We start from the raw sequence: 18435 nt of genomic DNA, 5'->3' as shown, positions 1-18435 counted from the left end.
GCGCACCCACGCCCGCACCCGGCGGGCCAGCTCGGCCGGCGGCTCGGGGGACCGCCCGGGCACGTCGTGCTCGGTGCGGGACAGGCCGGCCGTCGTGGCCCCGGCCGACGGCAGCTTCAGCGTCCACCGGTCCGGCCCCTCGCCCGACCGGTGGCGGAGCGTGATCCCGTCCCTCGCCAGCCGGAGGTCGGGCGTGTCCCAGTACGTGGCGTCCAGGGTGAGGGCGGCGGCCTCCTCGGCGTCGGGGCCGAGGTCGGGCATGGCCATGCCGGGCGGGGCGACGAGCTTCGCCTCGCGCTCGAGCACTACCGGGTGGCGGCGGTGATCGAGCGGCCGAGGGCCAGCTCCTGGAACCGCCGGTGGGTCTCGGTGGTGCCGCCCTCGAGGCGCCGCCAGTGGCCGTCGGCGTCGAGCGACCAGGCCAGCGTGTCGTCGGCCAGGTTCACGTCGAGGATCTCCTGGAGCAGCTCCTGGAGGGCGCCCGACGTGACCGGGGCGAGGGCCTCGACCCGCCGGTCGAGGTTGCGGGGCATGAGGTCGGCCGAGCCGATGTAGTAGCAGGGCCGGCCGGGGCCGGCGCCGTTGGCGAAGTGGTAGATGCGGGAGTGCTCGAGGTAGCGGCCGACGATCGACCGCACCCTGATCGTCTCGGACAGGCCGGGCACGCCGGGGCGGAGGCAGCAGATGCCCCGCACGACGAGGTCGATGTCCACGCCGGCCCGCGACGCGGCGTACAGCGCGTCGATCAGGCCGGGGTCCGAGAGGCTGTTGAGCTTCAGGACGATCCGGCCGGTGCCCGGCTCGGCCGCGGCCTCGCCCCTGATCAGGCGCAGCACCTCCTTGCGGAGGGTGGACGGGGCGACGAGCAGCCGCCGGTAGCCGACGGCCCGCCCGTAGCCGGTCAGGAAGTTGAACAGGTCCGAGAGGTCGGCGCCGAGGTCGTGGTCGCAGGTGAGCAGGCCGAGGTCCTCGTAGATCCTCGCCGTCTTCGGGTTGTAGTTCCCGGTCCCGATGTGGCAGTAGCGGCGGATGCCGTCGGGCTCGTCCCGCACGACGAGGGCGGTCTTCGCGTGGGTCTTCAGGCCGACCAGCCCGTAGACCACGTGGACGCCGGCCTGCTCCAGCGCCCTCGCCCACTCGATGTTGGCGGCCTCGTCGAAGCGGGCCTTCAGCTCGACCAGCGCCGCCACCTGCTTGCCCCGCTCCGCCGCGCGGATCAGCGAGTGGACGATCGGGCTGTCGCCCGAGGTGCGGTAGAGCGTGATCTTGATGGCCAGCACGGCCGGGTCGACCGCCGCCTGGCGGACGAACTCCTCGGTCGAGGTGTCGAACGCGTGGTACGGGTGGTGGACGAGCAGGTCGCCCTCCCGCAGCACGGCGAACAGGTCGGGGCGGTCGTCGTCGAGGGTGGCCAGGCGGGGCAGGGTGACCGGCACCCAGGTCGGGTCCTTCAGGTCGGGCCGGCCGAGCTCGTGCAGCGACCACAGGCCGCCCAGGTCGATCGGGGCGACGTGGCCGTACACGTCCTCGTCGCCGAGCTCGAGCTCGCGGCGCAGCAGCTCCCTCGTCTCGGCCGACATCTCGGCGTCCACCTCGAGGCGGACGGCCTTGCCGAACCGCCGCCGCCGCAGCTCCAGCTCGACGGCGGCCAGCAGGTCGTCGGCCTCCTCCTCCTCGAGCGTGAGGTCGGCGTTGCGGGTGACCCGGAACGCGTACTGGCTCTCGACCTCCATGCCGGGGAACAGCCGGTCGATGTGGGAGGCGATCACCTGCTCGAGGGGCACGAACCGCTCGCCGTCCGGCATGACCACGAACCGGGCGATGAGCGGCGGCACCTTGACCCTGGCGAAGCGGCGGGCGCCCGAGGCCGGGTCGCGCACGATCACCGCCAGGTTCAGCGACAGGTTCGAGATGTACGGGAACGGGTGGCCGGGGTCGACGGCGAGGGGCGTGAGCACCGGGAAGATGCGCTCCTCGAAGACCTGGTCGACCCACACCCGGTCGTCCTCGTCGAGCTCGCTCCAGCGGGAGAAGCGGATGCCGACCTCGGCGAGGGCGGGCGCCACCTCCTGGAGGAAGACGTGCTCCTGGCGCTTGGTGAGGACCTCGAGCTTGTCCCGGATCTGGGCCAGCTGGTCGGCCGGGGTGCGCCCGTCCGGCGTGGCCTGGGCGATGCGGGCGGCCAGCTGGTCCTTCAGGCCGGCCACCCTGACCTGGAAGAACTCGTCCAGGTTCTGGCTGAAGATGGCGAGGAACTTCGCCCGCTCGAGCAGGGGCACGCCGGGGTCCTCGGCCAGCGCCAGGACCCTCGCGTTGAAGTCGAGCCAGGAGAGCTCCCGGTTGAGGAAGCGGTCCTGGCCGAGGTCGCCCGCCGTCCGCACTGCCGCGTCCGGGGCCATGGCCCGCAGCCTAGGGCCGGGACCTAGAGCACGGCGTCGTCAGGGACGCCGAGATCCCACTCGAGCAGGAGGTGCTCCCGCTCGGCGTCCCGGGCGACCCGCTCGCGGTTGCGCCGGAACTGCGGGTCGTGGGGCGGCAGCAGCACGAGCCGGGCGAGCGCCCTGGCCCGGAACTCGTCGATGGCGACCCGGTCCCCGAAGTCCGACTGGACCTCCCAGTGCGGCGCGACCGGCCCGAGGTAGACGACGCGGACGTGGCCGCGAGGCGGCTCGTTGGCTGCTTGCAGCTCGTCGGGGTCCTGGGCCACGGCCGGCCAGCCTACCGGGCGCGGCTCAGCCGGCGGCCCGGCCGAGCACCACCTCGACGTCGCGGGGCACGCCGCCCCGCTCCACGGCGAGGACGACGGTGTCGCCGGGGGCGCGGCCCCGCACCGCCCTGGCCAGCTCGTCGGGGGTGCCCACCCGCTCGCCGGCGACGGCGACGACCACGTCGCCGGCGGCCAGCCCGCCGGCCTCGGCGGCCGAGCCGGGCACGACGGCCTGGACGAACACCCCCTCGCCGGCCCGCACGTCGAAGCGGTCGAGCACGGACGGGTTGACCTCGCCGACGGCGAGGCTGGTCACCCCGAGGAAGGCCGGCGCGGCCCGGCCGTCGCCGCTGCGCAGGTCCTCGACGACGTCGGCCGCCGTGCGGGCGGCGATGGCGAACCCGACCCGCTGGGCGTCGGCGACCACGGCGGCGTTCACGCCGACGACCCGGCCGGCCGCGTCGACGAGCGGGCCGCCCGAGTTGCCGGGGTTGATCGCCGCGTCGGTCTGGATCAGCCCGACCAGCACCCCCTCGTCGGTCTCGACCGTCCGGCCGACGGCCGACACGATCCCCCGGGTCACGCTCGGCCGGCCGCCCAGGTCGAGGGCGTTGCCGATGGCCACGACCTCGTCGCCCACGCCGACCTCGGCGTCCGCCGCCAGGGTGGCCGGGGCCAGCCCGTCGACCCCCGCCACCTGCACGAGCGCCAGGTCGTCGTCGGGCGACGAGCCGACGACCGACGCCCCGTGCTCGGAGCCGTCGGCGAGGCGGACGGTGAGCAGGTCGGCGCCGTCGACGACGTGGGCGTTGGTCAGCACCAGGCCGTCGGCCGACAGCACGATCCCGGAGCCGGCCCCGCCGAACACGTCGCCCCCGGTCGCGGACCCGGTCTCGATGGCGACGACCGAGCCCTCGACCGCCGCCACCCGGGCGGCGACGTCGAGCCCGCTCCTGCCGCCGGCCACGACGGGCGCCGGCCGGGCGGCGCCGCCGGCGATGGCGGCGGCCACCACGGCGGCCACCATCGCGCCCGCCACGCCACCGGCCACGGTCGCCGCGGTGAGTGGCGCGCGGGGTGGGCGCGGCGGCTCGGCCATGACGATCCATCGGCAAGTCCGCGACGGGAGGGAACCAAACGGCGTCCTCGCCCGTAGAAAGGGAGGAGATCGGAAGGGACGGTGCATGGACACGAGCTGGATGACCACGGGCAACTGCCGGGACGAGTCCCCTTCCCGGTTCTTCCCGAGCGACGGGGTCGGCGTCGAGGTGGCGCGGCGCATCTGCGCGACCTGCCCGGTCAAGTCCCCGTGCCTGGAGTACGCGCTCGCCCACCGCATCGACCACGGCGTCTGGGGCGGCTGCTCGGAGCGGGAGCGGCGCCGCATCCTGAAGCGCCGCCGGCTGGCCGCCGTCGTCGGCTGACCCGCCGGCCGCGGGTCAGTCCCGCAGGCTGAACAGGTCGACGAGGCCCTGGGCCGCCCGCCTGGCCCGGTCCGTCCACGACCCCCGCCCCGGGCGGGGCACCACGCCGGCCGTGGCGGCCGCCGCCTCGGGCGGGCCGTCGGCCACGACGGCGACGACGATCCCGTCCTCCTCGAACACGGCCACCCGGTGGATGCCGGCGTCGGCCAGCCACACCCGCCGCCCGGCCACCTCGACCACCCGGCCGCCGGCCGGCAGGCCACCCCAGTCGAGGTCGCCCCGCTGCTCGAACACGGACACGTCCCGGCGGCCGTCGGTGTAGACGAGCTGGACGGCGTCGCCCCGGTCGACCGAGCCGGCCAGCACCCACCCGCCGTCCATCGCCGCCGGCGCGGCCCACGGGCCGCCCGGTCCAGCCGCCGTCCCCGGCGGGCCGCCGAGCGTGGTGACGGGCACGGCGAGCGCGCCGGCGAGCGGCGCGCCCACCGACGCCGTCGCCGACCGGTGGCCGGCCAGCAGGCCGGCGAGGGCGGGCGCGGTGCGGGGGTCGGGGCCGGCGCCGAGGCCGAGCACGACCAGCCAGGCGGCGGCCGCGGCGGCCACCGTGCCGACGGCCGGCCCACGCCACCAGGGCAGGCGGCGCACCTCGAACAGCCCGGGCGGCGGGGCGAGCATGGGCAGGGCTCGGACCGCCCGGCGGGCGGCGTCGACGGCGGCCAGCTCGCCGCGGCAGGCGGCGCACCGCTCGAGGTGGCGGCGGGCGTCGGCCGCCTCGGCCTCGCCCAGCTCGCCGTCGAGCAGCCCGCTCAGCGCGTCGCCGAGGTGGCCGCTCACCGCCCGCTCCCGTCGAGCTGCGCCCTGACCTTCGCCCTCGCCCGGTGGAGGCGGCTGCGGACGGTGCCGACGGGGATCGACAGCGCGTCGGCGATGTCGGTGTAGCCGAGCCCGACGACGTCGGACAGCACGAGGACGGCGCGGTGGTCGGGCGGGAGGCGGCGGATGGCGGCCTGCACGTCCTCGCCGAGCGTGGTGGCGGCGAGCGCCTCGTCCGCGCCGGGGGCGGGGTCACCGGGCTCGTCGACGCGGTCCCCGAGCGCCTCGACCGGGCGGCGACGACGCCGGCGCACCTCGTCCAGGAAGGCGTTCGTCGTGATCCGGCTCAACCAGCCCTCCATCGTCCCCGGTCGGTAGGAGGCCAGCCCCCGGCGCACCCGGAGCAGCACCTCCTGGACCAGGTCCTGCGCGTCGTCGGCGTCCCCCGTCAGCCGGTAGGCCACGGTGTAGAGGAACCCGCCGTACCGCCGCGCCACCTCCTCCCAGCTCGGCGTCGTCGGGCTCGTGGAGTCAACGTCGCCGGTGGCCGGGGAGTTCCCCCGACGGGTCAGGCCGTCGTGGAGCCGGTGCCCTCGGCCTTGTCGCGGTCGGGCGAGGACGCGTCGGTGGCGCCCTTGCGGAACTCGCGCTGGGCCTCACCGAGGGAGTGGAACAGCTTCGGCACCTTGCTGCTGCCGAACAGCAGCAGGATGATGGCCAGGACGATGAGGAGTTCGGGCGCGCCGAGGTTCACGGTCCGAGCGTACCAACCGCCCGATGGGCGCCCCCCGTCGGCCATCCTTCGCACCGATGCTCGAGTGCGTGGTCAACGTGAGCGAGGGCCGCTCGCCCGACGTGCTCGCCGCGCTGGCCGGGGCGGCCGGGCCCCACCTGCTCGACCTCCACGCCGACCCCGACCACCACCGGGCCGTGCTCACCCTCGTCGGCGAGGACGCGCCCCGGGCCGTGGCCAGGGAGGCGGTCGCCCGGATCGACCTGCGGGGCCACGCCGGGGCCCACCCGCGGATCGGCGCCGTGGACGTCGTGCCGTTCGTGCCCCTCGGGGCCACCCCGCTCGCCGACGCGGTGGCGGCGAGGGACCGGTTCGCGGCGTGGGCGGCGGCCGCGCTCGCCCTGCCCTGCTTCCTCTACGGGCCCGAGCGGTCGCTGCCCGAGGTCCGCCGTTCGGCCTTCGCCGGCCTCGCCCCCGACACGGGCCCGCCCCGTCCCCACCCGACCGCCGGGGCCGCCGCCGTGGGCGCCCGCCCCGTGCTCGTGGCCTACAACCTCTGGCTCGCCGAGCCCGACCTGGCCGCCGCCCGCCGCCTCGCCCGGGCGCTGCGGGGACCGGCCGTGCGCGCCCTCGGCCTCGCCGTCGGTGCGCACGTCCAGGTGTCCACCAACCTCGTCGACCCGGCCACCGTGGGCCCCGCCGACGTGTACGACCGGGTGGCCGCCGAGGTGGCCGTCGCCCGGGCCGAGCTGGTCGGGCTCGTGCCCCGGGCGGTGCTCGACGCCGTGCCCCGGCGCCGGTGGGCGGCCCTCGACCTCGCCGAGGACCGCACCGTCGAGGCCCGCCTGGCCGGCGCGGGCCTCGGCCGCGACTAGGCCGACGCCCCGCCGGCGCGCCGGGCGAGCGCCCTGGCCCGGCGGATGCGCCGGCGCTCGCGCTCGCTCATGCCACCCCAGATCCCGAACTTCTCGCTGTTCGACAGGGCGTACTCCAGGCACTGCTCGCGGACGACGCAGCCGCGGCAGACCTCCTTCGCCTCCCGGGTGGACGCGCCGCGCTCCGGGAAGAAGAGGTCCGGGTCGACCCCCAGACAGTTCGCGTACTCCTGCCAGCTCTGTTCCTGCGCGCCGGGAGCGGATCCGTCTCGCATCGAGCCTCCTTCCGCTCATCCCCGTGCACGACGGGAGCCGTACACGCGTGTAATTACAACGGTGTCACTATGGACCCTGCCCGAGCGGGCGCGCAAGGGGGAGTTGGACGACTCGTGCACCTCGAGGTCGTGACGGCCGACATCACCACCCTGGACGTCGACGCCGTCGTCACCGCCGCGAACGCCCGCCTGGCCGGCGGCGGCGGCGTGGACGGGGCCGTGCACCGGGCCGCCGGGCCGGAGCTGCTGGCCGCCTGCCGGGCCATCGGCGGGTGCCCGACCGGCGACGCCGTCGCCACCCCCGGCTTCGCCCTCCCCGCCCGGTTCGTGATCCACGCCGTCGGCCCCGTGTGGCAGGGCGGCGGCGCCGGCGAGGCCGCCCTGCTGGCGTCGGCCTACCGGCGCAGCCTCGAGGTCGCCGACGAGGTCGGCGCCCGGTCGGTGGCGTTCCCGGCCATCGGCACGGGCGCCTACGGCTACCCGCCCGACGAGGCGGCGGGCATCGCCGTGCGCACCCTGCGGTCCACGCCGACCTCGGTCGAGCGGGTGGTGCTCGTCGCCTTCGACGGGGCGACGGCCGAGCGCTACCGGCGGCTGCTGGCCGGCGTCACGCCGGGCGGCGACGACCCTGGCGGGCCGCCATCGAGCGCTTCTGCTCGATGAAGTCCACGAGCACGTAGTCCCCGAGCGTCTCGGGGCTCGTGAAGAACGCCCGGCCCCGGTTCAGCTTGGTGAGCTGCTCGACGAAGGCCCGCAGGTAGCTCGTGGCGTCGAGCATGAACGTGTTGATGCGGATGCCCTCGCGGGTGCAGCGGGCCACCTCCCGCAGGGTGGCGTCGACGGTCTCCCGCACCGGCGGGTAGCTGAAGAAGACCTCGCCGTCGTCGCGGATGTGGGCCGTCGGCTCCCCGTCGGTGATCATGATGATCTGCTTGGTCCCGGTCTGGCGGGCCAGCATCCGGCGGCTGAGCACGAACGCGTGCTGCATGTTCGTGCCGTACACGAAGTCCCACGACACCTCGGGCAGCTGCTCGGGCTTCAGCTCCCTCGCCACCTCGGAGAACCCGACGATGCCGAGGAAGTCCCGCGGGAACTGCGACGAGATCAGCGAGTGCAGCGCCATCGCCACCTTCTTGGCGGCGAGGAAGTTGTCCCGCATCGGCATCGACAGGGACAGGTCGAGCATCAGCACGGTCGCCGACCGGACGAGCTGCTCGGTCCGCTCCACCTCGAAGTCCTCGGGCGACAGGGCGACGGGGGTGCCGCCGCCGGTGCGGCGGACGGCGTTGCGGACGGTCCGCTCGATGTTGAGGTGGAACGGGTCGCCGAACTCGTAGGGCTTGGTCTCGTGGGCCCGCTCGGTGCCGACCCCGGTGCGCTCGACCTCGTGGCGGCCGACCTTGTCCTTCGCCAGCCGGGTGAACAGCTCCGAAAGGGCGTTGGCGCCGATGCGCCGCACGCCCTTCGGCGTCAGCTCCAGCCGGCCCTCCTTCTGCTCGATCAGCCCGGCCTCCTCGAGCACCTTGGCCAGCTGGGCCAGGCGCTCGAGGCTCCTCGCCGCGTCGTCGCCGAGGAGGTCCCTCGCCCGCTCCACGTCGACCTCGGCCAGCGCGCCCGGGCTGGTCGCCGAGCGCAGCAGGTGCTCCAGCTGGTCGAGCTCGCCCAGCTGGTCGAGCAGCGCGGCCGCGTCCGCCAGGCCGAGCGGGTCCTGGCCGGAGAAGTCCCAGCTGCGCTCCCAGCCGGCCTGGGGGAAGGCCTGCTGGAGGTTCCTCGACAGCTGGTCGACCTGCCAGCGCAGGTCCATGTCGCCGAGCAGCTCGTCGGCCAGCTGGCGCAGCTGGGCCCGCTGCTCGGGGCTGAGCGAGTTGAGCAGCGCCTGGGTGGCCGCCATGCGGCGGGCCAGCGCCTCCAGGAGCTCGTCGAGGTTCGACGGCCCCTCCGGGAAGAAGTCGCCGTAGCGCTGCATGAACCCGTCGAAGTCCGGCTCCTCGCCGGCCGCCCGTTGCTCGAGCATCCGGTTCAGCTCGGCCAGCATGTCCTTGGTGCGCGCCATCGCCTCGGGCGACGGCGACTGCATGGCGCCGGCGGTCTGGTCGAACCAGCTCTGCACGAGCTGCTGGCGCAGGCGGTCGAGCAGCTCCTCGAAGCGCTCCCTCGCCTCGGCGGACGCGAAGTCGTAGGACTGGAGCTCCCGCACCTGGCCGGCGAGGTCCGGGGGCAGCAGGTCGAGGTGGGACCGGCGCTCGGCGTTGGCCCGCTCGGTCACGTCCCGCCGGCGCTCGTCGCCCGAGGCGCGAGCTTGGCGGTCGAGGTCGTCGAGCGCGGCCCGCTCCCGGTCGACGACCTCGCGCAGGTCGCGGGCGATGTCGTCGTACACGCCGCCGAGGTCCCACCGCTCGAGCTCGTCGCGCCGGCGGCGGCGCAGCTTCTCCAGCAGCTCCCTGATCCCCTGGAGGCGCTCGCCGTCGCGGTCCCGGAAGCCGGACTGGAGCAGGCGCCGGAGGGCCGCGTTGAGGTCCCCGTGGTAGAGGAGGTCGTCGGTCAGCTCGGCGAGCACGTCGTCCGCTCCGAGCTCGAACCCCACCTGGGTGCCGTCCCACCGCGAGTACCGGAAGTCGCGGCCCATGGGCGGAGGCTAGCGGCGCTGTCACAATGGTGCCCCCGCGGGGTGGTCCCGCGGAGCGAGGAGTGCCGAACCGTTGTCCACCCGTATGGAGAAGTGGGCGTTCCGCATCGGGATCCTGGGCCTGATCGTGCTCGTGGGCGGGTTCGTCTGGCAGCAGACCCACGAGAAGCGGGAGCGGGTGGTGACGGTGACCACCACGACGTCGACCAGCGCCGCCGCCGGTGCCTCGACGACGACGACGGCCGCGGACGGCTCGACCGCGCCGTCGAGCACGACGACGGCGCCGCCCGGCGCGTCGACCGACCCGGGCTTCGTCGTCACGTCGCCCGCCGACGGGTCGAGCGTGACCACGGCGGACGTCGAGATCGTCGGCAACGGCCCGGCCGGCGAGATCGTGCACCTCGGGGCGACCACGGCGACGGTCGGCACCGACGGCGTCTGGCGGATGACCGTCACCCTCCAGCCCGGCCCCAACACCTTGACCTTCACCGTGCTGAACAGCGACGGCATGCCGCTCTACACGACCGTCTCGCTGACCTTCGCCTCGCCCGACACGACCTCGACGACGGAGTCGGCGGCGCCCGCGCCGCCGGCCACCGGCGCACCGCCGACGTCGCTCGTGAGCAGCGTGGCCCCGTCCCAGCCGCCGACGACGCCGGCCCCGACGTCGCCGCCGACCACGGCCGCCCCGCCGACCACGACGGCGCCGCCGACCACCGCGCCGCCGACCACGGCACCGCCCACGACGGCGCCGCCGACGACCGCCCCGCCGACGACCGACGCGCCGACCACCACCACGCCCGACGGCTGAGGGCTGAAGTCGCCGCCCCGCGCGGCCGATGTGGGCGGTGTGCGAGCAGTGCGAAGAGCGGCGCTGGCGGTCGTGGTCGCCGTGACGGCGGCCGGGTGCGTGCGCGTGTCCTCGGCCCCTCCCCCCGACCAGGGGGCCGCGGACCGGGCCCTGATGAGCGCGCAGGAGATGGTGGAGGCCCGGTCGCTGGCCTTCCGCAGCATCGTCACCGCCGACGACCTGGCCGACGACTGGCGGGTCGAGCGGGACACCGACGAGCGGACGGGGGCCGACGCCGACGTGGTCGACCGGGTCGTGCGGGCCTGCACGGTGTCGCCGGCGGAGGTCGTCAGCGTCACCTCGAACACGTACGTGCGGACGACGGCGACCGAGGACGCGCTGGTCGCCACCCAGGACAGCGCCCGCTCGTTCGCCACCGTCTACGCCGACGCCGACGAGGCCGCCACGGCGTTCGCGGCCTACGCCGAGGACGGGTGGGTCGGCTGCGTGGCCGGGGGGCTGAAGGAGGCGGGCGGCGAGGCGAACATCGTGGACCTGGCCGGCCAGCCGCTGCCCGGGGTGCGCGCCGACCGGACGACGACGGGGGCCCGCTTCGCGGCGGTGTTCGACGTGGACGGCAAGCCGGTCGGGGTGTTCCTCGACCTCATCGTGCTCCGCCGCGACCGGGTGGTCGGCGTGCTGGAGCTGTCGGCCGTGAACCGGCCGTTCGGGGACGACGTGCGGGCCGACATCCTCGACGGCGTCGGCGGGCGGCTCGGCACCGAGCCGACCGGCTAGCCCCTGCCCCGGTAGGTGGCCCTCGGCCCGGCCGCGTCCTTGTTCAGCCGCTTGGACAGGTGGAGGCCCTCGAGCACGAGCTCGACGGCGCTGGCGACGGCGGCCGGGCGCTCGTCGTCCGCGGTCAGCGCCCGCACCGGCTCGCGCAGCGCCGGCAGGGACCCGAGCAGCTCGGCGTAGGCCGACGACGGGACGTCCTCGCCGGCGTCGACCACCGTGCCGCCGTCGAACGCGGTGATCACGTCGCGCAGCCGGTCCGGGGTGAACCGGCTCTTGAACACGGTCAGCACGGCCGACCGCAGGAGCTGCTCGACGATCTGGTCCTCGCGGCCCTCCTCGAGGCTCTCGATCTCGATCTTCCCGGCCGTCGAGGCGGTGAGCGCGGCGAGGTCGCTGACCCTCGGCACCACGTCCCGCTCGCCGTGGCGCAGCGCCCGGCGGGTGGCGTTGGCCACCAGGGTCTCCGCGTTCGACACGGTCAGCCGCACCGACACGCCCGACCGCTGGTTCACGTGCGGGCTCTGGCGGGCCAGCTGGGACAGGGTGGCGACGATCTCGGTCAGCCACTCGGGCACGTGGACCCGGAGGCCCTCGGCCCGCAGGGGCTCGCTCTCCTGCTCGGCGATGGCCACCTCGGTGTCGACGTCGAGCGGGTAGTGGGTGCGGATCTGGGCGCCGAAGCGGTCCTTCAGCGGGGTGATGATCCTGCCCCGGTTCGTGTAGTCCTCCGGGTTGGCCGAGGCGAACAGCAGCACGTCGAGGGGCAGGCGGATCTTGTAGCCCCTGACCTGCACGTCCCGCTCCTCCAGCACGTTGAGGAGGCCGACCTGGATGCGCTCGGCGAGGTCGGGCAGCTCGTTGATGGCGAACACGCCCCGGTTCGTCCTCGGCACGAGCCCGTAGTGGATGGTGAGCTCGTCGGACAGGTAGCGGCCCTCGGCCACCTTGATGGGGTCGACCTCGCCGATGAGGTCGGCGATCGAGGTGTCCGGGGTGGCCAGCTTCTCGCCGAAGCGGTCGTCGCGGTGCACCCACTCGACCGGGGTGTCGTCGCCGTGGTCGCGGATGAGGTCCCTGGCGTGGCGCGACACCGGCGCGTAGGGGTCGTCGTTGATCTCGGAGCCGGCGACGATCGGCATCCACTCGTCGAGCAGCGCCGTGACCGAGCGGATCATCCTCGTCTTCGCCTGGCCCCGCTCGCCGAGGAAGATCACGTCGTGGCCGGCGAGGAGCGCGTTCTCCAGCTGGGGCAGGACCGTGTCGTCGTAGCCGAGCACGCCGGGGAACAGCGGCTCCCCCGCGGCGATCTTGGCGACGGCGTTGCGCCGCACCTCCTCCTTCACCGGCGCGGAGACCCAGCCCGACTCACGGAGCTGGCCGAGGGTGGCGGGGCGGGACGACATGCGGCCAACCTATCCCCGGCCGGTCCGGCGTTCCCCGGCGGAACGACCCCGGCCGCCGGTTGGGCGGGCCGGGGTGGGTAGCCTCGCCGCCCGATGGAGCTCGCCGGGCCGTGGGTGGCCGCCGCCGCCGACGAGGACCTCCGGCGGGCCTTCGCCGAGGACGGCTTCGACGACCGGGCCTGGGAGCCGATCGCCGTCCCCGGGCACTGGCGCTCCACCCCCGCGTTCGCCGGGAGCGACGGCCCGCTGCTCTACCGCACCCGCTTCGCCCACCGCGACCCGGCGCCGGCCGGCGCCCGGCGCACCTGGCTGGTCTTCGACGGCCTGTTCTCCCAGGGCGACGTGTGGCTCGACGGCACCTACCTCGGCGACACCGAGGGCTGGTTCGCCCCCCACGCCATGGAGGTCACGAGCCTCGTCAGGGAGCGCGACGAGCACGTGCTCGCCGTCGAGGTGGCCAACCCGCGGCGCGCCGCCCTCACCGGCGTGTTCGCCGCCGACGACCGCCTCGACCGCTCGTGGAACGCCGGCGGGCTGTGGCGGCCCGTGCGGCTCGAGGCGACCGGGCCGGTCCGCATCGTGCGGCTGTCGGTTGTGTGCCGGGAGGCGACGGCGGCGCGGGCCGTGCTCGCCCTGCGGGCCGAGCTCGACACGGTCGAGGCCAGGACCGTCGCCATCCGCACGACGGTCGGCGGCACCGACCACGAGCTGGACCAGCCGCTGGCCGCCGGGGCCAACCGGGTGGCGTGGACGGTGGCCGTCGACTCGCCGGCCCTGTGGTGGCCGCGGGTGCTCGGCGACCGGCCGCTGCACGAGGCGGCCGTGGAGGTCGTCGCCGACGGGCAGGTGAGCGACCGGCGGGAGCGCCGGGTCGGGCTCCGGGCCGTCACCATGCGGGACTCGGTCGTGCGGGTGAACGGCGAGCGGCTGTTCTGCAAGGGCGCCGACCTGCTGCCCACCCGCCAGGCCATGGCCGAGGCGGGCGGCGCCGAGGTGGCCGGGGACGTCGCCCTGGCCGTCGACGCCGGCCTCGACCTCCTCCGGGTCCACGCCCACGTGGCCAGGCCCGAGCTGTACGACGCGGCGGACGAGGCCGGGCTGCTGCTCTGGCAGGACCTGCCCCTCCAGGGCCCGGCGCCGCGGGGCCTGCGCCGCCACGCCGTGGCGCTCGCCCGCGACGCCGTCGACCTGCTCGGCCACCACCCGTCGATCGCCATGTGGTGCGCGCACGACCGGCCCACGCCGGGCAGCCGGGTGTGGCTCGACCGGTCCATCCGCCGGGCGCTGGCCAAGGCCGACGGCAGCCGGCCGGTGCTCGGCTCGCCCCACCTCCTGTCCTACGGCTGGCGGACGGGCGACGCCGGCGGCCTCGCCCGGCTGGCCGCGGCGGTGCCCCGGCTGGTCCGCTTCCCGGTGGCCGGCGGCGCCGTCGCCGCGCCCGACGGGGACGGGCCGTGGGCGGCGGTCGAGGACGAGGACGTGGTCCGGCGCCGGTTCGGCTCGCCGGCCGCCGCCGACCAGGCCCACCAGGCCGAGGTCGTCCGCCTGACCGTCGACGCCCTGCGCCGCCTGAAGTACCGCCCGACGGGCGGGTTCGTGGTGCCGACGCTGGCCGACGCCGTGCCCGCGGTGACGAGCGCCGTGCTCGACGCCGGCCGCCGGCCCAAGGCGGCCCACGCCGCCCTGGTCGCCGCCTGCCGCCCGGTCGTCGTCGTCACCGACCCGCTGCCGGCCACCGTCCTCCCCGGCGAGCCCCTGGCCGTCGACGTCCACGTCGTGAGCGACCTGCGGGTGCCGGTCGAGGACGCCACCGTCACCGCCACCCTGCGCTGGGACGGCGGCGCCCACCGCTGGGCCTGGCGGGGGCGGGTGCCGGCCGACGGGTGCGTCCGCGTCGGCGTCGTGCGGGCCGTCGCCCCCGACCGGGCCGGGTGCCTCGAGCTGACCGCCGAGCTGCACGCGCCCGGGCACCGGTCCACCACCCGCCACGGTGCGGAGGTGGCCGTTGCTCCCGGTGCGCTTGGCACCCGGTAGCGTTCCGAGCACAGCGGACCGACCAGACCGGAGGCCCAGATGCAGCGGTCCACCGCCGTGACGAGGGCGGCCGACCCCCCGGGTGCGACCCCGGCGGCGACGACCGAGCGGTCGAAGCCGCCCCGCCCGGCGCCGTGGTTCGTCGAGCTCTACCGGTCGGCCGTCGGCAAGAAGTACGTGATGGCGGTGACCGGCGTCATCTGGATGCTGTTCATCACCGCCCACCTGATCGGCCTCCTCAAGGCCTTCTTCGGCCCCGAGGAGGTGAACGGGTACGGCGAGTGGCTCCGCCACGTCGGCGAGCCGGCCCTGCACTTCTCCTGGTTCCTCTGGATCCTGCGCTCGTCGCTGATCGTCGCCCTCGCGCTGCACATCCACGCCGCGTACGCGCTGACGGTCATGAACCACCGGGCGAGGCCCATCCGCTACTCGTCGGACCGGGACTACGTGGCGGCCACGTTCGCCAGCAGGACCATGCGGTGGTCGGGCGTGATCGTCGCCCTGTTCATCCTGTACCACCTCATGGACTTCACCTGGGGCAACGCCAACCCGAACTTCGTCAGGGGCGACGCCTACGGGAACATGATCGCCAGCTTCGAGCGCATCCCGGTGACGATCGCCTACGTGATCGCCCACCTCGCCCTGGGGCTGCACCTGTACCACGGCTCGTGGAGCCTCTTCCAGAGCCTCGGGATGAACAACCCCCGGTTCAACAAGTGGCGGTGGTGGTTCTCGGTGGGGTTCGCGGTGGCCATCACGGTCGGCTACCTCACGTTCCCGTTCGGCGTGCTGACAGGGGTGTTCGACTGATGAGCGACGTCGTCCTCGACGCGAAGATCCCGCCCGGCCCGCTGGCGGAGAAGTGGGACAACCACCGCTTCAACCTCCGCCTCGTCGCCCCGCACAACAAGCGCCGGTTCGAGATCATCGTCGTCGGCACCGGCCTGGCCGGGGCCTCGGCGGCGGCCACGCTCGGCCAGCTGGGCTACCGGGTCAAGGCGTTCACGTTCCACGACAGCCCCCGCCGGGCCCACAGCATCGCCGCCCAGGGCGGGATCAACGCGGCGAAGAACTACCGCAACGACGGGGACAGCATCTTCCGGCTGTTCTACGACACCGTGAAGGGCGGCGACTACCGCGCCCGCGAGGGCAACGTCTACCGCCTCGCCCAGGTCAGCGTCGACATCATCGACCAGTGCGCGGCCCAGGGCGTCCCCTTCGCCAGGGAGTACGGCGGCCTGCTCGACAACCGGTCCTTCGGCGGCGCCCAGGTCTCCCGCACGTTCTACGCCAGGGGCCAGACCGGCCAGCAGCTGCTCCTCGGCGCCTACCAGGCGCTGCTCCAGCAGGTCGACCTCGGCACCGTCGAGCTCCACGCCAAGACCGAGATGCTCGACCTCGTGATCGTCGACGGCCGGTGCGCCGGCATCGTCGTCCGCGACCTGCGCACGGGCGAGATCAGCTCCCACTCGGCCCACGCCGTCGTGCTCGCCACCGGCGGCTACAGCAACGTCTTCTACCTGTCGACCAACGCCAAGGCGTCGAACACGACGGCGATCTGGCGGGCCCACCGCAAGGGCGCGCTGTTCGCCAACCCGTGCTTCACCCAGATCCACCCGACCTGCATCCCGCCGAGCGACGACTTCCAGTCGAAGCTCACGCTCATGAGCGAGTCGCTCCGCAACGACGGGCGCATCTGGGTGCCGAAGGACCCCGACGACACCAGGAGCCCGAACGACATCCCGCCCGACGAGCGGGACTACTACCTGGAGCGCCGCTACCCGGCGTTCGGGAACCTCGTGCCGAGGGACGTGGCGTCGCGGGCGGCCAAGCACGAGGTGGACGGCGGCCGGGGGGTCGGCGTGCGGAAGAACGGCGTGTACCTGGACTTCGCCGACGCCATCGGCCGCCTCGGCCGCCAGACGATCGCCGAGCGCTACGGGAACCTGTTCGAGATGTACGAGCGCATCACGGCCGAGGACCCGAACGAGGTGCCGATGCGCATCTACCCGGCCCCCCACTACACGATGGGCGGGCTCTGGGTGGACTACAACCTCCAGACCACCATCCCCGGGCTGTACGCCCTCGGCGAGGCCAACTTCTCCGACCACGGCGCCAACCGGCTGGGCGCCAGCGCGCTGATGCAGGGCCTGGCCGACGGCTACTTCGTCCTGCCCTACACGATCGGCGACGAGCTGGCCGGCCTGCTCGGCCAGGCGCCCGTCCCCGTCGACCACCCCGAGTTCGCGAGGGCCGAGGCGGCGGTGGACGACCGGGTCCACCGGTTCCTGTCGACCAGGGGGACGCGCACCGTCGACTGGTTCCACCGCGAGCTCGGCCGGCTCATGTGGGACTACTGCGGCATGGCCCGCAACGCCACCGGCCTCGAGAAGGCCATGTCGGAGATCCCCGCCCTCCGGGCCGAGTTCGAGCGGGACGTGCGGGTGCTCGGCGCCAACGAGACGCTCAACGAGAGCCTCGAGAAGGCCGGCCGGGTGGCCGACTTCTTCGAGCTGGCCGAGCTGATGTGCCGCGACGCGCTGCACCGCGAGGAGTCCTGCGGCGGGCACTTCCGCGAGGAGCACCAGACCGAGGAGGGCGAGGCGCTGCGGGACGACGACCAGTTCGCGTACGTGGCGGCGTGGGAGTCCACGGCGGACGGCGGCCCGCCGGCCCTCCACAAGGAGGCGCTGGTGTTCGAGAACGTCAAGCTGGCCCAGAGGAGCTACAAGTAGTGGACCTGACCGTTCGGGTGTGGCGTCAGCCCGGCCCCGACCAGCCCGGCTCGATGGTGACCTACGACGTCGGCGACGTCAGCCCCGACATGTCGTTCCTCGAGATGCTCGACGTGCTGAACGAGCGGCTGACGGCGAAGGGCGAGGAGCCCATCGCCTTCGAGCACGACTGCCGCGAGGGCATCTGCGGCTCCTGCGGGCTGATGATCAACGGCCAGGCCCACGGGCCGCAGCGGGGCACGGCCACCTGTCAGCTCCACATGCGCAAGTTCCGCGACGGCGACACCATCGACGTCGAGCCGTGGCGGGTCCGCGCCTTCCCGGTGGTGAAGGACCTCGTCGTCGACCGCAGCCCGCTCGACCGGATCGTCGAGGCCGGCGGCTACATCACGGTGCCGGCCGGGAGCGCGCCGGACGCCAACCTGATCCCGGTGCCGAAGGCGGTGGCCGACGCCGCGTTCGACGCCGCCGCCTGCATCGGGTGCGGGGCGTGCGTGGCCGCCTGCCCGAACGGCGCCGGCCAGCTGTTCACGGCGGCCAAGGTCGCCCACCTGAACCTGCTCCCCCAGGGCCAGCCCGAGCGCTGGACGAGGGTGCAGCGCATGGTCGACACGATGGAGGACTACTTCGGCTCCTGCACCAACCACGCCGAGTGCCAGGAGGCGTGCCCGAAGCTGATCTCCATCGACTTCATCGCCTACATGAACCGGGACTACCTGAAGGCGAAGCTGAAGAACCGCCGCCTGGCCGCCCAGCAGGGCTGAGGTCGCCGACGCGGTGCGCGTCGTCCCCGGCGGCGACGACGCCGACGCCCCCCGGCTGCGGCGGTCCTTCGTCGCCGTCGACGACGCCGGCGCCGTGCTCGGCCGGGCCACGGCGACGGCCAGCGCCCGCCACCCGGTCTACAGCGAGCTGTCGGTCGAGGCCCCCTCGCCCGATGTCGTCCCCGCGCTGGTCGACGCCCTGGGCCGGGCCATGGCCGCGGCCGGGTGCGCCAGCCGGTGGGTGGCCGTCGCCGAGGAGGGCGACGGGGTGGAGCCGCTGCTGGCCGCCGCCGGCCTGGCCCCCGCCGTGGTCAGCCGGTCGGGCCGGCTGGTGCTGGCCGGCCTCGACCTGGCGCCCCCGCCGGTGCCGCCGGCGGTGACGGTCGCCGCCGAGGACCCCGCCGCCTGCGTGCCCGTGTACGAGGACCTGTACGACGAGTGCCACTGGTGGACGCCGT

The 18435-nt window shown here is 74.8% G+C and carries 20 protein-coding genes; 10 read left to right on the top strand and 10 right to left on the bottom strand.

What is annotated here, in order from left to right; all coding sequences use genetic code 11:
- From VGB14_01335 to VGB14_01320, 4 genes are all read right to left on the bottom strand, one after another.
- Positions 1-306: CYTH domain-containing protein (locus VGB14_01335; GenBank protein ID HEX9991548.1), on the bottom strand; the 306-nt coding region annotated here is incomplete at its 3' end.
- Positions 306-2399: an RNA degradosome polyphosphate kinase gene (locus VGB14_01330; GenBank protein ID HEX9991547.1), complete on the bottom strand. Its 2094-nt coding sequence runs from the start codon at positions 2397-2399 to the stop codon at positions 306-308. The genes VGB14_01335 and VGB14_01330, both read right to left, overlap by 1 nt.
- Positions 2400-2422: 23 nt before the next feature.
- Positions 2423-2707 (bottom strand): hypothetical protein, encoded by a 285-nt coding sequence (locus VGB14_01325; protein HEX9991546.1) that lies wholly within the window; start codon positions 2705-2707, stop codon positions 2423-2425.
- Between the two features lie 25 nt (positions 2708-2732).
- The gene (locus tag VGB14_01320) at positions 2733-3746 is read right to left on the bottom strand and encodes a trypsin-like peptidase domain-containing protein (protein ID HEX9991545.1); all 1014 of its coding nucleotides are present in this window, start codon (positions 3744-3746) and stop codon (positions 2733-2735) included.
- A 145-nt stretch (positions 3747-3891) separates the two neighbouring features.
- Here VGB14_01320 and VGB14_01315 point away from each other — a divergent pair, with 145 nt between their 5' ends.
- Complete coding sequence (locus VGB14_01315; protein ID HEX9991544.1) at positions 3892-4131, top strand: WhiB family transcriptional regulator; 240 nt, start codon at positions 3892-3894, stop codon at positions 4129-4131.
- Between the two features lie 15 nt (positions 4132-4146).
- Here the strand turns inward: VGB14_01315 and VGB14_01310 are convergent, their stop codons facing one another.
- The 3 genes from VGB14_01310 to tatA form a co-directional block, all read right to left on the bottom strand.
- The gene (locus tag VGB14_01310) at positions 4147-4965 is read right to left on the bottom strand and encodes a zf-HC2 domain-containing protein (protein HEX9991543.1); all 819 of its coding nucleotides are present in this window, start codon (positions 4963-4965) and stop codon (positions 4147-4149) included.
- Positions 4962-5441, bottom strand: a complete 480-nt coding sequence (locus VGB14_01305; GenBank protein ID HEX9991542.1) for a sigma-70 family RNA polymerase sigma factor — start codon at positions 5439-5441, stop codon at positions 4962-4964. Before VGB14_01305 ends, VGB14_01310 begins: the two co-directional genes overlap by 4 nt.
- Before the next feature lie 71 nt (positions 5442-5512).
- The gene (gene tatA / locus VGB14_01300; GenBank protein ID HEX9991541.1) at positions 5513-5698 is read right to left on the bottom strand and encodes a twin-arginine translocase TatA/TatE family subunit; all 186 of its coding nucleotides are present in this window, start codon (positions 5696-5698) and stop codon (positions 5513-5515) included.
- A 56-nt stretch (positions 5699-5754) separates the two neighbouring features.
- Between tatA and VGB14_01295 the strand changes: the two genes are divergently transcribed.
- Entirely contained in the window at positions 5755-6552 is a 798-nt protein-coding gene (locus tag VGB14_01295; GenBank protein ID HEX9991540.1) for a hypothetical protein, read from the top strand.
- Here the strand turns inward: VGB14_01295 and VGB14_01290 are convergent.
- Positions 6549-6827 carry a WhiB family transcriptional regulator gene (locus VGB14_01290; protein ID HEX9991539.1) on the bottom strand — a complete coding sequence of 93 codons (279 nt, stop codon included), beginning with the start codon at positions 6825-6827 and terminating at the stop codon, positions 6549-6551. The genes VGB14_01295 and VGB14_01290 overlap by 4 nt on opposite strands.
- 114 nt (positions 6828-6941) lie before the next feature.
- On the opposite strand from VGB14_01290, the gene VGB14_01285 reads away from it, so the two are divergent.
- Complete coding sequence (locus tag VGB14_01285; GenBank protein ID HEX9991538.1) at positions 6942-7490, top strand: O-acetyl-ADP-ribose deacetylase; 549 nt, start codon at positions 6942-6944, stop codon at positions 7488-7490.
- On the opposite strand, the gene VGB14_01280 is transcribed toward VGB14_01285, so the two are convergent.
- Entirely contained in the window at positions 7435-9453 is a 2019-nt protein-coding gene (locus tag VGB14_01280) for a hypothetical protein (GenBank protein ID HEX9991537.1), read from the bottom strand. The two genes, VGB14_01285 and VGB14_01280, sit on opposite strands and share 56 nt — an antisense overlap.
- A 73-nt stretch (positions 9454-9526) precedes the next feature.
- Between VGB14_01280 and VGB14_01275 the strand changes: the two genes are divergently transcribed.
- Both VGB14_01275 and VGB14_01270 read left to right on the top strand, forming a co-directional pair.
- Positions 9527-10264, top strand: a complete 738-nt coding sequence (locus tag VGB14_01275) for a hypothetical protein (protein HEX9991536.1) — start codon at positions 9527-9529, stop codon at positions 10262-10264.
- A gap of 153 nt (positions 10265-10417) precedes the next feature.
- Positions 10418-11041 (top strand): hypothetical protein, encoded by a 624-nt coding sequence (locus VGB14_01270; protein HEX9991535.1) that lies wholly within the window; start codon positions 10418-10420, stop codon positions 11039-11041.
- On the opposite strand, the gene VGB14_01265 is transcribed toward VGB14_01270, so the two are convergent.
- Complete coding sequence (locus VGB14_01265) at positions 11038-12444, bottom strand: magnesium chelatase (protein ID HEX9991534.1); 1407 nt, start codon at positions 12442-12444, stop codon at positions 11038-11040. The two genes, VGB14_01270 and VGB14_01265, sit on opposite strands and share 4 nt — an antisense overlap.
- Before the next feature lie 93 nt (positions 12445-12537).
- Here VGB14_01265 and VGB14_01260 point away from each other — a divergent pair, with 93 nt between their 5' ends.
- The 5 genes from VGB14_01260 to VGB14_01240 form a co-directional block, all read left to right on the top strand.
- Positions 12538-14478, top strand: coding sequence for a hypothetical protein (locus tag VGB14_01260; protein HEX9991533.1), 1941 nt, complete (start codon positions 12538-12540; stop codon positions 14476-14478).
- 39 nt (positions 14479-14517) lie between these two features.
- Positions 14518-15288 (top strand): succinate dehydrogenase cytochrome b subunit, encoded by a 771-nt coding sequence (locus VGB14_01255; GenBank protein HEX9991532.1) that lies wholly within the window; start codon positions 14518-14520, stop codon positions 15286-15288.
- A complete protein-coding gene (locus VGB14_01250) occupies positions 15288-17213 on the top strand; it encodes a fumarate reductase/succinate dehydrogenase flavoprotein subunit (protein ID HEX9991531.1) in 1926 nt (641 codons plus the stop codon). Before VGB14_01255 ends, VGB14_01250 begins: the two co-directional genes overlap by 1 nt.
- Positions 17213-17977: a succinate dehydrogenase/fumarate reductase iron-sulfur subunit gene (locus VGB14_01245; protein ID HEX9991530.1), complete on the top strand. Its 765-nt coding sequence runs from the start codon at positions 17213-17215 to the stop codon at positions 17975-17977. The genes VGB14_01250 and VGB14_01245 overlap by 1 nt, the downstream gene beginning before the upstream one ends.
- A 13-nt stretch (positions 17978-17990) precedes the next feature.
- Positions 17991-18435: hypothetical protein (locus VGB14_01240; GenBank protein HEX9991529.1), on the top strand; the 445-nt coding region annotated here is incomplete at its 3' end.

The organism is Acidimicrobiales bacterium (assembly GCA_036399815.1).
Taxonomy (GTDB): Bacteria; Actinomycetota; Acidimicrobiia; order Acidimicrobiales; family DASWMK01; genus DASWMK01.
This window is presented reverse-complemented; position numbering and strand designations above follow the sequence as displayed.

What these genes read in the sequence shown, in the direction of transcription:
- VGB14_01290 (HEX9991539.1), bottom strand. Translation starts at nt 6,827, where the DNA reads ATGCGAGACGGATCCGCTCCCGGCGCGCAGGAACAGAGCTGGCAGGAG.
- VGB14_01250 (HEX9991531.1), top strand. Translation starts at nt 15,288, where the DNA reads ATGAGCGACGTCGTCCTCGACGCGAAGATCCCGCCCGGCCCGCTGGCG.
- VGB14_01260 (HEX9991533.1), top strand. Translation starts at nt 12,538, where the DNA reads ATGGAGCTCGCCGGGCCGTGGGTGGCCGCCGCCGCCGACGAGGACCTC.
- VGB14_01295 (HEX9991540.1), top strand. Translation starts at nt 5,755, where the DNA reads ATGCTCGAGTGCGTGGTCAACGTGAGCGAGGGCCGCTCGCCCGACGTG.
- VGB14_01280 (HEX9991537.1), bottom strand. Translation starts at nt 9,453, where the DNA reads ATGGGCCGCGACTTCCGGTACTCGCGGTGGGACGGCACCCAGGTGGGG.
- VGB14_01270 (HEX9991535.1), top strand. Translation starts at nt 10,418, where the DNA reads ATGAGCGCGCAGGAGATGGTGGAGGCCCGGTCGCTGGCCTTCCGCAGC.
- VGB14_01315 (HEX9991544.1), top strand. Translation starts at nt 3,892, where the DNA reads ATGGACACGAGCTGGATGACCACGGGCAACTGCCGGGACGAGTCCCCT.
- VGB14_01265 (HEX9991534.1), bottom strand. Translation starts at nt 12,444, where the DNA reads ATGTCGTCCCGCCCCGCCACCCTCGGCCAGCTCCGTGAGTCGGGCTGG.
- VGB14_01255 (HEX9991532.1), top strand. Translation starts at nt 14,518, where the DNA reads ATGCAGCGGTCCACCGCCGTGACGAGGGCGGCCGACCCCCCGGGTGCG.
- VGB14_01330 (HEX9991547.1), bottom strand. Translation starts at nt 2,399, where the DNA reads ATGGCCCCGGACGCGGCAGTGCGGACGGCGGGCGACCTCGGCCAGGAC.